The following is a 15,047-nucleotide window of genomic DNA, read 5'->3' on the forward strand; positions in this document are numbered from 1 at the left end:
GCGGGTCAGTGGCCGGGGGCAGGGATGCAGGAGGCTTCCATCATCTCCCATCGTTTGCCATCGCCAAGCCGTTCCAACCAGCAGCGTTGGTTATTGAGCAACAGCCGGAAAGTCTCCGGCCGTCGCGGGTCCCGGCCATTGAGCGGTGGACGTCTCAGGTCCCGGTGTTGGGCGCGCTCGATCACCAGCAGACTGTCCCGCGTGAGCGCGTCATCGGCCAGCAGAACGGGGCCGTTGGCGGACAGGGCGGTACGGATTTTTTCCCGCAGTTCCAGCCGGCCCGCTTCCGTGCCGGACAGCAGCGCCGGGGTATCGCCGTCCGCCGGTTGCGACTGGCAGGCGCCGAGCAGTACCAGAAGGCCGAGCGTTGCTGCTGTTTTTGCCGGGCTCATGGTGTCACCGGGTCGGGGTCATTATGCGGTTTTCCCGCCATGGGGCTTTGTGGACGCGGCCATCAACGGCGGGCGGCGCGGCCAACGATCGGCGGTGTAAGGTATGGCGGCTTGTCGACGGTGGGCAGTATCCATTGTCGATGTAGTGCAGAGCCGAGGACAAGCGTGCTTCATCGACGTCGCCCAGATCATGATCGTAATCGTCCGCCACCTGACAGCCCCGCACGCCGGCCTGGCCGTCGTCGGTGCCGGGAACGAAGCCGTCCGGGTAATCGCCGAACCCCTGGGCATTGACGCCCTGGAACTGGATTGTGAAATAGGTGGTGCCGCAATTGTCCGTGGGATAGAAGCCGTAGGGCTTGCCACAGGTGCGGTTGCCAATCTGGATCACTTCCACACCGATGCCGCGTAACCCGTTGATGATGGACTCACTGGCGGAGCAGGTGGTGGCGCCGGTAAGCACAAACACCCGAGAAAGGTTCAGATTGGGCAACGGTTCGTTGGCCGGAACCGAGAAGCCCAGCGTGGTGTTGTAGAATGGCGTCGGAGCCAGGGGCTGACCGGTGACCGGGTTGGTCGTCGGGTGCTGATCGTTAAACCGGGCGATCTCGAAGCTCTGACCGGCGGTCCGTTCAGGGCCGGCGATCATGTAAGCCAGTTGACTGGCCAGCGCCAGGTAACCACCGCCGTTGTAGCGCAGATCCAAAACCAGGTCGTCGATACCATTGCCTTGGCTGAGCTGCGCCACGGCGTCCCGCAGGGCCCCCTCCGCGGTGGCGATATGGTCGTTGAACAGCATGTAGCCCACCTGTGTGCCGCCAGTGCTGGTCAGGACCCGTACCCGCTGCACCGGTTCGGAGGTGACGGTTCCCGCGCTGAGAGTGAGGGTCTGCCGCGTGCCACCCGGATATTCGAACTCCAACCTGTGTTGCTCGCCGTTCTCGCCAGGGTAAAGCCCGGCGTTCAGCGTATCGATGTCGTTGCTCGACACCATGCTGACGCCGTCGACGGACAAAAGCCGGGTGCCACGTGGTGGCAAATCGGAGCGGTCTTGCTGGTCATGATAGGCCACCCGCACGTCCCGGGGCGGGAGAGACTCGATGATCACCCATTGCAGGCCGTAACCCACGGCCACGCCGGATTGGGATTGCGCGTTCCATTCGCCGCTGGGCATGGCGAAATGGAATTGGTCCTTCGGCGCACCGCTGGCGGTGATGGCTTCGGTTTTCAGCAGGTCGAAGTAAGCGAGCGACTCATCATGGTTGGCGGGATTGCGATCCTGGATCTCGTCGTACCAGAGGTAGGTTTCGTGGCTCCAGGAGCGTAGCCAGTTGTTTTCATCCAGCACCGAGCCCGCCACATCGGGGTACTGGCTGCCAGTGCGTGGTCTCAGGCACTGATTGGCGAATTGCCCGGCGTCGGCGAACTGCCCGGCTTGCCAGGTGGGCGCGGGAGTACTTGAGCCGCCACCCCCGCCCCCACCGCATGCGCAGAGAAGGGCGAGGGCGGACAGGAGCAGGGTGTGGCGAAAACCATCCATGGTAATTTCCTTGTTATCGCGTTGTTGTTCGGGCGCCGGGGCGGTCCTTCCCAGGCCGCAGCGTAAGCCGGTTCCCGTGACGGTTTGATTAAGGAACCTCTGAAAAACACTCCGTCATCCCGGGGTAGAGAGTTCCATGGCTTAAGACCATGGAACTCTCTACCCCGGGATTTCCCTCTACAGGGTGCATGGCTTCGTGGAGGGAGATGCCGGATCGAGTCCGGCATGACGTTTTTCAGCGGTTCCCTAGCCGTTCAGCTTTTGTTGCAGCAGTTGGTTCAGTTGCTGCGGATTGGCCTTGCCCTGGGTGGCCTTCATCGCCTGGCCGACAAAGAAACCAATCTTTTTCTTCCGTTTGGCGTCATCGGAGCCGCGATAGTCCTCTACCTGAGCCGGGTGGTTGGCGATGATGTCGTCGACGATCTTTTCCAGCTCGCCGGTGTCGCTCATCTGCTTGAGACCCTTGCTCTGGATGATTTGATCCGGACTGCCCTCGCCGGCCCAGCAGGCGTCGAAGACCTGTTTGGCGATCTTGGAACTGATGGTGCCGTCCTTGATGCGCAGGATCAACTCGCCAAGATGTTCGGCGCTCACCGGGCTTCGCGCGATACCGATATCGTCCGCGTTGAGGCGCGCGGTCAGTTCGCCCATGACCCAGTTGGCCGCCAGCTTGGCATCGCTGCCCTGTTTGGCCGCCGCTTCGAAGTAGGCGGCGGTGGCGAGGTCGGCGGAGAGCAGGTCGGCGTCGTACTCGGACAGAGCATAGGCCTCAACGAAGCGCGCCTTGCGGGCGTCCGGCAGCTCCGGCAGCGCATCGCGCAGTTCGTTGATTTCCTCTTCACTGACCAGTACCGGCAGCAGGTCGGGGCAGGGGAAGTAGCGGTAATCGTTGGCGTCTTCCTTGCTGCGCATGGCGCGGGCGGTGTTGGTGTCGCCGTTGAACAGGCGGGTTTCCTGTACCACTTCGCCGCCGTCCTCAAGCACATCGATCTGCCGTTCCACTTCCAGCTTGATGGCTTTTTCCATGAACCGGAACGAGTTCAGGTTCTTGGTTTCGGTGCGCGTGCCCAACGGCTCGCCCGGGCGACGCACGGAGATGTTCACATCAAAGCGCATGTTGCCCTGGGACATATCACCGTCGCTGATGCCCAGGGAGGTGACGATGGCATGCAGCTTGCGGGCGAAGGCCACGGCCTCTTCCGCGTTGCTCATGTCCGGTTCGGAGACGATTTCGATCAGCGGCGTGCCGGCCCGGTTCAGGTCGATGCCGGTCATGGCCCGTCCCATGTCGTCGGAGAACGCTTCATGCAGGGATTTGCCGGCGTCTTCCTCCAGGTGAGCGTGGTGGATGCGCACGCTCTTGCGAGTACCGTCCTCCAGTTGCAGCTCGACCACGCCAGCGCCGACGATGGGCTCGGCCAGTTGGGTGGTCTGATAGCCCTTGGGCAAATCCGGGTAAAAATAATTCTTCCGCTCGAACACGGAACGGCGGCCGATTTCCGCATCGATAGCCAGACCGAAACGGATTGCGTGACGGATGGCTTCACGGTTAACCACCGGCAGAGTGCCGGGCATGGCCAGATCAATCAGACTGGCGTTGCTGTTCGGTTCGTCGCCGGTGCGGGTGCTGCTGGCGGAGAACAGTTTGGAGGCGGTGGCCAGTTGCACGTGCACTTCCAGGCCGATAACGGTTTCCCAACTCATGCGAACGCTCCCGGAATCCGTTGATGCCAGTCGGTGGCCAGTTGATAACGATGGGCCACGTTGAGGATGCGGCCCTCCTGGAAGTAGTTACCGATAACCTGAGTGCCCACCGGCAAGCCGTTAACGAAACCGCTGGGCATGGACAGCGCCGGCAGTCCCGCCAGGTTGACGGCGATGGTGAAGACGTCGGCCATGTACATGTTGATCGGGTCATCCACCTTGGCGCCGATCTTGAACGCGGTTTCCGGGCTGGTCGGCCCCATGATCACGTCCACCTCGGCGAAGGCACGGGCGAAATCGTCACGGATCAGGCGGCGGACCTGCTGGGCGCGGCGGTAATAGGCGTCGTAGTAGCCGGCGGACAGGGCGTAAGTGCCGACCAGAATGCGGCGTTTGACCTCCTCACCAAAGCCTTCGGAACGGGAACGTTTGTACAGATCCAGCAGATCCACCGGATCATCGCAGCGGTGGCCGTAGCGCACGCCATCAAAGCGGGACAGGTTGGAACTGGCCTCCGCCGGTGCGATCACGTAGTAGGCCGGCACCGACAGGTTGATACTCGGCAGCGATAGCGGCACCAGCTTAGCGCCTTGCTTTTCCAGCTCACGCAGCGCGTCGCGGCTGCTGTCGGCGATGGCGCCATCCAGGGTGTCCGGGAAAAATTCTTCCGGAACGCCGATCCTGAGACCCTCCAGATTCTGGTTCAGGTCGCTGAGATAGTCGCCCACCGGCTCGTCCAGGCTGGTGGAATCCTTGTCGTCATGGCCAGCCATGGCGGCCAGCATCAGCGCGCAGTCGGCGGCGCTCAGCCCCATCGGGCCGGCCTGGTCGAGGCTGGAGGCGAAAGCGATCATGCCCCAGCGCGATACCCGGCCATAAGTGGGCTTCAGACCGGTGACGCCGTTCAGTGCCGCCGGCTGGCGGATGGAACCGCCGGTGTCGGTACCGGTAGCGGCCGGAGCCAGGCGCGCGGCCAGAGTGGCGGCGGCGCCGCCGGAGGAACCGCCGGGCACCCGCTCCTGGTCCCAGGGGTTCTTCACCGGGCCATAAAAGCTGGTTTCGTTGGAGGAGCCCATGGCGAACTCGTCCATATTGGTCTTGCCCAGCATCACCGCGCCTTGCGCCGCCATCTTTTCCACCACGGTGGCGGTGTAGGGGGCGATGAAGTTGTCCAGCATGCGTGAACCGCAACTGGTGCGGACGCCTTCGGTACAGAAGATGTCCTTGTGGGCCACGGGCAGGCCGGTAAGCAGGCCGCCCTCGCCCCGGGCGAGGGTGGCGTCGGCGGCATCGGCCTGGGCCAGGGCCTGCTCCTCGGTAACGGTGATCAGGCTGTTGATCTCGCCGTCGAATTGCCGGATGCGGCGCAGAAAGTGCTCGGTCAGCTCGCGGGAGGAGAATTCCCGGGCGGCCAGGCCGGCTCTGAGTTCGGTCAGGGTCTTGGTATGCATGGCGTCTTATTCAATGACTCGGGGGACCAGGAAACAGCCCGCTTCGGTGGCCGGGGCGATGGGCATGACCCGTTCACGCACGTCCGGTTCGGTAACTTGGTCGTCGCGTAGCGGCTGACTCACATCCAGGGGATGGGCCAGGGGCGCTACGCCGTCCACATCGGCCTGCTGCAACTGGTCCACCATGGCGAGAATATCGTTGAGCCGTTCGCTCAACGCCGCGGTCTCGTTGTCGTCCACTTGCAGACACGCCAGGTGGGCGACTTGAGCGACCACCTTGGAATCAATAGCCATGGTTCTCTCCGTAGTTCTCTCCGCAAGAATCGGCACGCCCCGTGACGTCAGTACGCCGTGGCGTCGGCACGGGATCGGAAATCGGCTTCAGGAAGGCGCAAAAAGTACCACAGACCGGCCTCCGGGAGCCACTGAACCAGCATCGGAGATGGGCAAATCCGGGCGCTTCCCCGGGGGATTATGAAGGATCGCTTCCCGGTACGGGAAAAAGAGAGGCTCCGGGAGCGTTGCCGCTGCTCCGCCGGCCTTGCCGGATGGGCCCGCCGTTGCTAGAGTTGCGCCATCTTGCCGTCGCCTGTGAAAACGGGATCAGGACGGCGCCTTCCTCTCGACGAGACTTCAGGAAACTGGCCAGGATGTCCGTTATCAAACGTATTCGGGGGATGTTTTCCACCGATCTTTCCATTGATTTGGGGACCGCCAACACGCTGATCTATGTGCGTGGTCGGGGTATTGTCCTCGATGAGCCCTCGGTGGTGGCGATCCGCCATCACGGTGCCCAAAAGAGCGTGGCCGCGGTTGGCGCCGACGCAAAACGGATGTTGGGTCGTACTCCCGGCAACATTACCGCTATTCGTCCGATGAAGGACGGGGTGATCGCCGATTTCGACGTCACCGAGAAAATGCTCCAGTACTTTATCAAGAAGGTACATGACACCGGCTTTTTCCCGCCGGCGCCCCGGGTACTGGTGTGTGTGCCTTGCAAATCCACGCAAGTGGAACGCCGGGCAATCCAGGATTCCGCCTATGGCGCCGGGGCCCGCGACGTGTTCCTGATCGAAGAGCCGATGGCCGCCGCCATCGGTGCCGGCCTGCCGGTGGAAGAAGCGCGTGGTTCCATGGTGGTGGATATCGGCGGGGGCACCACCGAAATCGCTCTTATCTCCCTGAATGGTGTGGTTTATTCCGAGTCCGTGCGTATTGGCGGTGACCGCTTCGACGAAGCCATCGTCGCCTACGTGCGCAAGGAATACGGGTCCCTGATCGGCGAATCCACCGCGGAACGCATCAAGCACGAAATCGGCACCGCCTACCCCGGTGGCGAAGTGCTGGAAATTGACGTTCGCGGGCGCAATCTGGCGGAAGGGGTGCCGCGACAGTTCACCCTCAACTCCGAGGAAATCCTGGAAGCGCTCAAGGAACCGCTGGCCGCCATCGTCAATGTGGTGCGCAATGCCCTGGAGGCGTCGCCTCCTGAACTGGCTTCCGATATCGCTGAACGGGGCCTGGTGATCACCGGCGGCGGTGCGCTGCTGCGTGACATTGACCGGCTGCTGAGCGAGGAAACCGGCCTTCCGGTGATCATCGCCGACGATCCGCTGACCTGCGTGGCGCGTGGCGGCGGCAAGGCCCTGGAAATGATGGATACCCACGGGCTTGATATGCTGGCCATGGGTTAATCGACCGGCGCCGCCAAGGCGCCAGTGTCCTGGTAACCGACGGCCATGTCATCTTCCAATCCCACTTACCGTCTTCTCATCGCGCTGGTCCTCGCCGTGGTGCTGATGGTGCTCGACCAGCGCACCCCCTGGGCGCAGCCGATCCGTTATGTGTTCGGCTACCTCACCGCGCCGGCTCAGTATCTGGCCCACTTGCCAGTGGACACCGCCCGTTTTGTTTCGCGCCAGACCCAGAGCCGCGGTGAGTTGCTGGAAGATCAGGAACGTCTCAACCGCCAGGTGCTGATCCTGGAACAGCGGGTGCAGAAGCTGGCGGTGCTGGAGGCGGAAAACACCCGCTTGCGTGAGCTGCTGAACTCCTCGGCGAGCCTGGAAGGATCGGTGCTGGTGGCGGAGATCATCGGTCTGGATCCGGACCCCAACCGCCAGGAAATCGTGATCAACAAGGGGGCTCGCGAGGGCGTGCGCCGAGGTCAGGGCGTGCTGGAGGCCCAGGGCCTGATCGGCCAGGTGGTGGAAGTGGGGCCGCTGGCTTCCCGGGTGCTGCTGATCACCGACGCCAGCCACGCCATGAGTGTGCAGGTCAACCGCAACGGGGTGCGCGCGATTCTGGCTGGTACCGGCCAGGGTAACACCCTGCGCCTGCTGTACGTGCCGGATACCGCCGACGTGCAGCAGGGAGACCTGTTGGTGAGTACCGGCCTGGGCCAGCTCTATCCCCGTGGCTACCCGGTGGCCGAGGTGGTCAGTGTGGATCACCGGTCCGGCGCCGCCTTCGCCGATATCGTGGCCCGACCCAAGGCGCAGATCGATCGTGCCAGTCACGTGCTGCTGGTGGAATCCGAATCGGTGGAGTCCGCCGCCGTCGATGAGGGCGAAACAGGGCAAGCGTCGCCGGATGTGACGGAGGAGGACGGCCAATGAGCAAGGAAAAACCGGCTGGCACCGGCGTGATTCTGGTGACGTTGTTCCTTGCCGGTCTGCTGGAAGTGGTGCCGCTGCCCGAGGACCTCAACTGGTTGCGTCCGGACTGGCTGCTGCTGGTGCTGATGTACTGGGTGCTGGCGTTGCCGCATCGGGTTGGTGTGCTGTGGGGCTTCGTGGTCGGTTTGTATCATGACGTGCTGGTGGGGACCACGCTGGGACAATGGGCACTGGCCTATAGCCTGGGGGCTTACTTCATGCTGGCCGCCTACAAACGCATGCGTGTTTTTCCGGCATTGCAGCAAACCGCGGTGGTGTTCCTGTTGGTCGGTTCCTCGAATCTGCTAGCCTATCTGGTGCAGGAATCCGTGGGGCGCACTTACTATCCTCCCTATACGATCCTTTACGGCACGCTGGCCAGCGCGGTGCTATGGCGCCCGGTTGTGGCGGCGCTGCGTTGGGTGCAATTGCGTTTTCTGGTGCGCTGAAAGCGGTTGAGGTTCCGGACCCTGTCCGGGACCTCATGAAAACGGCACTCTGACCGATCAGACCGATGGCGGAACGACATGACGGACGTTGTTTTACCTCAGCGGGGGACGCCGCTGTTTCTCGCTTCCGGTTCACCCCGGCGGGCCGAACTTTTGACCCAGGTGGGCGCTGGCTTCACCCGCCTGCCGGCTCCTGGCGTGGATGAAACGCCTTTGTCTGGGGAATCCCCCGAGCAATACGTGATCCGCCTGGCCCGCGCCAAGGCCGCCGCCGGTGAGGGTCAGCGGCCCTCTCCCGGCGCCGTCCTGGGAGCGGATACCGCGGTGGTGCTGGAGGGGCGCATTCTTGGCAAGCCGGTGGACGATGAGGATGCCCTGGCCATGATCGATGCCCTGTGCGCTCGGGAACACCGGGTGCTCAGCGGGGTCTGCGTCTTGTATCAGCAGGAGGCACGCACAGCCATGTCGACGACCCGGGTAAGGTTCCGGGCACTCACCGCGGCCCAGCGGCGTGCCTATGTGGCTTGTGGAGAAGGCCGGGACAAGGCCGGCGCTTATGGCATACAAGGCCTGGGCGCCGCTCTGGTGGCGTCCCTGGCCGGCAGTTACAGTGGGGTGGTGGGGCTGCCCCTGGAGCAGACCCTTCCTCTGCTGGAATGGGCAGGGGTTCCCTACGGTATCTTCGTGCCCGCTGAATAGGGTGCGCAGGTGGGTGACGAGGCCAAGGTGAGCAGAAAAAACGACAGGCACGGACATGCCTTCTGGCGCGACCGGTTATGGTGGCTGGTGGCCATCCCATTGGTATTGCTGGCGGTGTACGTGGTCGCCATGCGGCAGTTCATGGCGGTACTGCCGGAATACCGGGCACAACTGGAAACGCTGGTGGCGGAGCGCTTCGGCACCGACATCGAGATTGACCGGCTCGAAGGCGAGATGGAGGGGCTGTCGCCGCGCATCCGCCTGTCCGGGCTGAGTCTGCCCACGGTGGAGGGTGACTCCCCGCTGACCCTGGGTCGGGTGGAAGTCAGCGTTCGGGTCCTGGCTTCGCTACTGACCCGTGAACCCCGCCTCAACGAACTGCGTGTCGAAGGCGTGGATCTGCATCTGGTTCGCGACGAGCAGGGGCGGATTCACCTGCGCGGCCTGGAGGCGTTTGAGGGTGGCGAACCGCAATGGGATCGCTGGCTGTCCTTGCTCTATCACCAATACCGTATCGTCATTGACGACGCCCGCTTCTCCCTGGAATGGCCGGATTTGCCGCCGCTGGCGTCGTCCTTGCGGTTGGCGCTGGTGAATCACGGCGACCAGCATCGTCTGGCGGTGAAGCTGGAAGCCCGCGACCGGCCGTTTTCCGTGGACGGACGGCTGCGTCTGGACGGCAACCCGTTGCGCTGGGAGCAGGTGAATGCCGGTGCCTATGTGTCACTGGATGGAGAGCGACTGGAAGAGTGGCTGCCGGATACCCGTGAATGGCCGCTGGACCTGGAGAACCTGAAGGGCAGGACACAACTGTGGCTGGATGTCAGGGACGGCCGCCCCACCAGCGGTAGCGCCCGCCTGACGGCGCCACGGGTGGTGCTCACAGATGGGGAAACGCCCTGGGCGATCAGTGACCTGAATCTGGACGCGCGCTTCCGTTATGACCCGGAAAAGGGCGGGGAGGTGGTGCTGTCCAATGTGCGGGGGCAAACGCCGGCCGGCGATCTGGCCCCGGGGCCTCTGGCGGCGTCCTGGCACGAGCCCGGAGAGGGCCAGGCGCTGTTGTGGGCGGCCCGGGGCGAGCGGCTGCGTTTACAGGCGTTGGCCCGGCAACTGGCGCAATGGCCATTCGCGTGGCCGGCATCGATCTCGCCGATTCAGCAGAAGCTCGAGGTATTTCAACCCCACGGCCAGTTACGGAGCCTGTATCTGACCGGCGAGGGGGCGGACTGGCGTTCGCTCCAGGCCCGTTTCAGTGATCTGGCGGTTCAGCCGGAGGGCAAGCTGCCGGGTGTCTCGGGCCTCAACGGTTGGCTGGCGGCCACGCCGGAGGGTGGGCTGGCGGACTTGCGGGGAGAGACGCTTGCCCTGGTGCTGCCGGAATTCTACGACCATGCCCTGGAAGCGGCTTTTACCGGCGCGGTGCGCTGGTCGCTGGACGGTCAGTCCTGGACGCTGGATAGCGGCGCGATACGTGCCCGCAATCCGGATGCCCGGGGCGTGGCCATGGCCCGGGTGCGGGGCGGGGCGGAGCAAATCCCGGAGTTGCGTCTGCTGGCGGATCTATTCGATGGGGACGGTGCGCGCGCCAGTCATTATATACCGCTCAGGCGCCTGCCCGACGGTCTTGGTGACTGGCTGGGCCAGGCGTTCCAGGGCGGCCATCTGGATCATGGGCAGTTCCTTTATCAGGGGCCGGTGAAAATCGATCGCGAACGCCAACAGGACCGCACCTTCCAAATGCGCTATCAGGCTCACGATGTGGCTCTGTCATTCCTGCCTGACTGGCCGGTGGCCACCGCCGCGGACGCGGATGTGCTGGTGGACGGGCGGCGCCTCGTGGCCACCGCCGGCAGCGGTACTCTGCTCGACAGCCAGATCAGCCAGGTCGCGGTGGATATTCCCGAGCAGGGCGGTCAACTGGTGGTGCAGGGCAAGGTCAGCGGGCCGGCCGCGGATGTGGATCGCATTTTTCATGACACGCCGCTGGCCGGAACCCTGCCGAAGGAACTGCTGGATTGGCGTTTCCGTGAGGGCCGGATGCAAGGGCATCTGCTGCTGGATGTGCCGCTCGGAAAAGACAAAGGGCGGCAGGTAACGGTGGTCGCGGATGGCAGTGCGAGTGGCGTCACCGTGGCCAATGAGGCGCGCCGGCTGACCCTGACCGGGGTGGCCTCGCCGGTGCATTTTCACAGCCGCAATGGCTTGAATCTGCCGGACCTCAAGGGAGAAGGGTTGGGGGGGCGCTTCACTGGCGCCTGGACCACCCGTGATGCCGACAGCCGTCTGGTATTGAGTGGCGGGGTACCGGCGTCGCGGTTACGACAATGGCTCGGATTCGACTGGCTCTCTCCGGTATCCGGAACCGTGCCGGTGGATATCACCATGAGCATGCCCTGGCGCGGGCGGAGTTTCCACCTGGAGGCGTCGTCGTCGTTGCAGGGGGTGGCCGTGAACGCACCGGCGCCGTTGGGTAAATCGGCGGATAGCCGCCGCCGGCTATGGCTGAGTCTGGATCCGGACCGGCAGGACCTGCGCCTGGAATACGCCGGTGTTGGTCGAGGGCGGGTCCGCATCGGTGATCCGGTGGCCGGCGTGATCCGGCTGGGCGAGGGGGATCTGCCCAACATGCCATCCAGGGGGCTGACGTTTCTCGGGCATGTGGACCGGGCGGACGCCAATGCCTGGATGGCGTTCATCGGTGGCCTCTCGGGTAATGGCTCCGGCGGTGATCAGAATGCTCTGGTCAACCGGGCGGTGTTCAATGTGGGCGAGTTGACGTTGGCGGGGCAGCGCTTCCAGCGGGTACGTTTTTCCGCCATGCCCGCGGGTTCCGGCTGGGAACTGGGGTTACTGGGGGATCAGGTGGCGGCATCGCTGCAGGTTCCCGGCGGCTTTCAGGCGCGCGGGCAGAGACCGCTGCTGCTGACGGTATCCCGTCTGTACCTTCCCGAGGGCGCCGCCGGTGGAAGTGAGGGGGGCACGGACAAGGCCCCGATTGTTCCTTCCGTGCTGCCACCGCTGGACGCCACGATCAGCGATTTGCGGCTCGGGGATCAGCAACTGGGCGAATGGAGCGGCAACCTGCGCCCGGTGGACGGCGGCGTGCACATCAGCGGTTTGCGCGGCGGTTGGCGCCGTATCAGCCTGGACGGTGCCCTGACCTGGACCGGCGATGACCGTACTCAGCACACGCGCTTCCAGGGTGCGTTGGCTTCAGAGGACCTGGGTAAGGCGTTGTCCGCCTGGGGGCTGCCGCCACTGGTGGAGAGTAAGGACGCCCGCGCTTCGCTGAACCTGTCCTGGAACGGCTGGCCGTTGGCTCCGCCGCTGCTGGGGCTGCAAGGCCAGGTGAACCTCGATATCGGTGAATGCCGGATCCCGGACACCGATTCGCGCACCTCTATTTTGCGTGTGCTGGGTATTCTGAATATCGGTACGCTGCAGCGCCGTCTGCGGCTGGATTTCTCCGACCTCTATAAAAAGGGCCTCAGCTGCGACGCCCTGACGGGCGACTTCCAGTTCCAGGGGGCCCGGGTTACAACCCAGAATTTGCATATCGATTCTCCATCAGCCGCGTTTCAGGTATCCGGTCAGGTGAACCTGGCTGAGCAGACGTTGAACAACCGGGTCGCCATGACCTTGCCTATTTCCAGCAATCTGTATGCCGGTTGCCTGGCCGGTCCGGCGGTTTGTGCCGGGGTTTTCGTGGTGGAGCGGCTATGGGGTGATAAGCTGGACAAGACCACCACCATGGAATACCAGGTCTCGGGGCCGTGGAAGGAACCCCGGGTGACGGAAGCGGAGTGAGGTGATGAGCGACCTGATCACCGTGGCCGCGGTACAGATGACCAGCGGCAAGGTGTTGGCGGACAACCTGCGTGAAGCGGAAGCCGGCCTGGAGCGGGCCGCCGCGGGCGGCGCCCGGCTGGCGCTGCTGCCGGAAAACTTCGCTGGTTATGGCGTGGATTACCGTGAACTGGCGGCACGATATGATGACCTGCTGGCGTGGCTGGCGGATCAGGCGCGGCGGTATCAATTGTATCTGGTGGCCGGCAGTCTACCGGCGCGTTACCGCCCGGACGGCAGTGAAGTGCCGGCACCGCGGGTGCGCACCCGCAGCGTGTTGCTGGATCCGGAGGGCGAGGTGCTCGCCGGTTACGACAAGCTGCACCTTTTCGATGTGGATGTGCAGGACAGCCAGGGACGGTATCGGGAGTCGGCGGTATTCGAGCCCGGCGATGCCGTGGTCACCGCGCCAGCGGCCGGTCTGACCCTGGGCATGGCGATCTGTTACGACCTGCGCTTCCCGCTTCTGGCCCGTGCCCTGGTGGCACGCGGCGCCGAATTATTGATTTACCCCAGTGCGTTCACCGCCACCACCGGTGCCGCGCACTGGGAATTGCTGATGCGCGCTTGCGCGGTGCAAAACGGTTGCTACGTGCTGGGCGCTAATCAATGCGGACAACACAGCGAGAAACGGGCGAGTTTTGGTCATTCCATGCTGGTGGACCCATGGGGTAGGGTGGTCGCCCAGGCTGGCGGCGAGCCTTCGGTGGTTCTCGGTGACGTGGACCGCGCGACCCTTACGCAGGTGCGTTCCGCGTTGCCGGTGCACCAGCATCAACGATTCACAGTGGACAGTTTCTATGATCTCCGATGAGCGCTTTACTCTGGCGGCGGATATTCTGCTGACGCCGGCGGAGCTGGCCCCGGACCAGTTGCAGACCCTGTTGGGCGGCAAGCTGGCCGGACAGGCGGATTACGCCGACATCTACTTTCAGCACAGCCGTCATGAGGCTTGGGTGCTGGAGGACGGGCTGGTACGCGACGCCAGTTTCAACCTGGAGCGTGGTGCTGGCGTGCGTATCGTCAGTGGCGATAAAACCGGCTTCGCCTATAGCGACGACATTTCCCTGGATACCCTGACCCAGGCGGGCAACGCCGCCGCCGCGATAGGACGCCAAGGCAGCAGCAAGGCGGTGCGTGTGCAAGGCGGCCGGGCCATGCCTGAACGTTACGCACCGCTGGATCCGTTGCCGGTATGGAGCAGTGAACGCAAGGTGGCGGTATTGCAGGAGATGGATCGGCTGGCGCGGTCGCTGGACCCGGCGGTGAAGGAAGTCACGGTCAGTCTCAGCGGTGTTCAGGATGTGATTCTGGTGGCCGCCACCGATGGCACCCTGGCTGCCGATGTCCGGCCGCTGGTACGTTTCAATATTTCCGTGATTGCCGAGCGCAACGGCCGGCGCGAACGGGGCAGCGCCGGCGGCGGTGGCCGGGTGTCCTACCAATGGCTGGAACAGGACGGTCGTATGGAGTCCTGGACTCGTGACGCGGTACGGCAGGCGCTGGTCAATTTGGAAGCGGCGCCGGCGCCGGCTGGCGCCATGCCGGTGGTGCTGGGTCCTGGCTGGCCCGGAGTGTTGCTGCACGAGGCGGTGGGGCACGGTTTGGAAGGGGATTTCAACCGTAAGGGAACGTCCATGTTCGCCAGCCAAATGGGACAAAAAGTGGCGTCGGATCTGTGTACGGTGGTGGATGATGGTACTTTGCCGGATCGCCGCGGCTCGCTCACCGTGGACGACGAAGGCACGCCCAGCGGCTATAACGTACTGATCGAGAAAGGGGTGCTCACCGGCTACATGCAGGATAAAACCAACGCCCGTCTGATGGGTGTGGCGCCCACCGGCAACGGCCGCCGGGAATCCTACGCTCATCTGCCGATGCCGCGCATGACCAACACCTATATGCTGCCGGGTGAATCCGATCCCGAGGAAATACTGGCCAGCCTGGACCGCGGCATTTACGCGGTGAACTTCGGCGGCGGTCAGGTGGACATCACTTCCGGCCGGTTTGTGTTCTCCACCAGCGAGGCGTACCTGGTGGAAAAAGGAAAAATCGTTTGCCCGGTGAAGGGGGCCACGTTGATTGGCAGTGGCGCGGAGGTCATGAGCCGGATTTCCATGGTGGGCAACGATCTGGCTCTGGACACGGGCATCGGCGTTTGTGGCAAGGAGGGCCAGTCGGTGCCGGTGGGCGTGGGGCAGCCGACCTTGCGGGTGGACTCCCTGACGGTCGGCGGGACCGCCTGAGAGAAAAAACGAGGGGGAAGCCCGTCCGGGCTGGTGGAGTTGTATTGCAGGGAGGACGGG

12 protein-coding genes are annotated in these 15,047 nt (G+C 64.0%); 7 read left to right on the forward strand and 5 right to left on the reverse strand.

Annotated features, from left to right (window positions below; genetic code table 11):
• Positions 1 to 5: 5 nt before the first annotated feature.
• The 5 genes from E0L37_RS14415 to gatC form a co-directional block, all read right to left on the reverse strand.
• On the reverse strand, positions 6 to 392 hold the full coding sequence (locus E0L37_RS14415; protein ID WP_133492417.1) for a hypothetical protein: 387 nt from the start codon (positions 390 to 392) through the stop codon (positions 6 to 8).
• A gap of 4 nt (positions 393 to 396) precedes the next feature.
• Positions 397 to 1,932, reverse strand: coding sequence for a S41 family peptidase (locus E0L37_RS14420; protein ID WP_133492418.1), 1,536 nt, complete (start codon positions 1,930 to 1,932; stop codon positions 397 to 399).
• A 246-nt stretch (positions 1,933 to 2,178) separates the two neighbouring features.
• A complete protein-coding gene (gene gatB / locus E0L37_RS14425; protein ID WP_133492419.1) occupies positions 2,179 to 3,636 on the reverse strand; it encodes an Asp-tRNA(Asn)/Glu-tRNA(Gln) amidotransferase subunit GatB in 1,458 nt (485 codons plus the stop codon).
• Complete coding sequence (gene gatA, locus E0L37_RS14430; RefSeq protein WP_133492420.1) at positions 3,633 to 5,087, reverse strand: Asp-tRNA(Asn)/Glu-tRNA(Gln) amidotransferase subunit GatA; 1,455 nt, start codon at positions 5,085 to 5,087, stop codon at positions 3,633 to 3,635. The genes gatB and gatA overlap by 4 nt, the downstream gene beginning before the upstream one ends.
• Positions 5,088 to 5,093: 6 nt before the next feature.
• Positions 5,094 to 5,381 carry an Asp-tRNA(Asn)/Glu-tRNA(Gln) amidotransferase subunit GatC gene (gatC, locus tag E0L37_RS14435; protein WP_133492421.1) on the reverse strand — a complete coding sequence of 96 codons (288 nt, stop codon included), beginning with the start codon at positions 5,379 to 5,381 and terminating at the stop codon, positions 5,094 to 5,096.
• A 356-nt stretch (positions 5,382 to 5,737) separates the two neighbouring features.
• Between gatC and E0L37_RS14440 the strand changes: the two genes are divergently transcribed.
• The 7 genes from E0L37_RS14440 (at position 5,738) to tldD (ending at position 14,987) form a co-directional block, all read left to right on the forward strand.
• Positions 5,738 to 6,781 carry a rod shape-determining protein gene (locus E0L37_RS14440; protein ID WP_014995922.1) on the forward strand — a complete coding sequence of 348 codons (1,044 nt, stop codon included), beginning with the start codon at positions 5,738 to 5,740 and terminating at the stop codon, positions 6,779 to 6,781.
• Positions 6,782 to 6,826: 45 nt separating this feature from the next.
• Positions 6,827 to 7,705: a rod shape-determining protein MreC gene (mreC, locus tag E0L37_RS14445; RefSeq protein WP_133492422.1), complete on the forward strand. Its 879-nt coding sequence runs from the start codon at positions 6,827 to 6,829 to the stop codon at positions 7,703 to 7,705.
• Entirely contained in the window at positions 7,702 to 8,193 is a 492-nt protein-coding gene (mreD, locus tag E0L37_RS14450) for a rod shape-determining protein MreD (protein ID WP_133492423.1), read from the forward strand. Before mreC ends, mreD begins: the two co-directional genes overlap by 4 nt.
• A gap of 78 nt (positions 8,194 to 8,271) precedes the next feature.
• A complete protein-coding gene (locus E0L37_RS14455; protein ID WP_133492424.1) occupies positions 8,272 to 8,892 on the forward strand; it encodes a nucleoside triphosphate pyrophosphatase in 621 nt (206 codons plus the stop codon).
• 27 nt (positions 8,893 to 8,919) lie between these two features.
• The gene (locus E0L37_RS14460; protein ID WP_166643076.1) at positions 8,920 to 12,702 is read left to right on the forward strand and encodes a YhdP family protein; all 3,783 of its coding nucleotides are present in this window, start codon (positions 8,920 to 8,922) and stop codon (positions 12,700 to 12,702) included.
• A gap of 4 nt (positions 12,703 to 12,706) precedes the next feature.
• Entirely contained in the window at positions 12,707 to 13,555 is an 849-nt protein-coding gene (locus E0L37_RS14465) for a carbon-nitrogen hydrolase family protein (protein ID WP_133492426.1), read from the forward strand.
• A complete protein-coding gene (gene tldD / locus E0L37_RS14470; protein ID WP_133492427.1) occupies positions 13,542 to 14,987 on the forward strand; it encodes a metalloprotease TldD in 1,446 nt (481 codons plus the stop codon). Before E0L37_RS14465 ends, tldD begins: the two co-directional genes overlap by 14 nt.
• Positions 14,988 to 15,047 lie beyond the last annotated feature (60 nt).

The sequence above is a fragment of the Alcanivorax sp. 24 genome (assembly GCF_004360225.1).
Classification (GTDB): domain Bacteria; phylum Pseudomonadota; class Gammaproteobacteria; order Pseudomonadales; family Alcanivoracaceae; genus Alloalcanivorax; species Alloalcanivorax xiamenensis.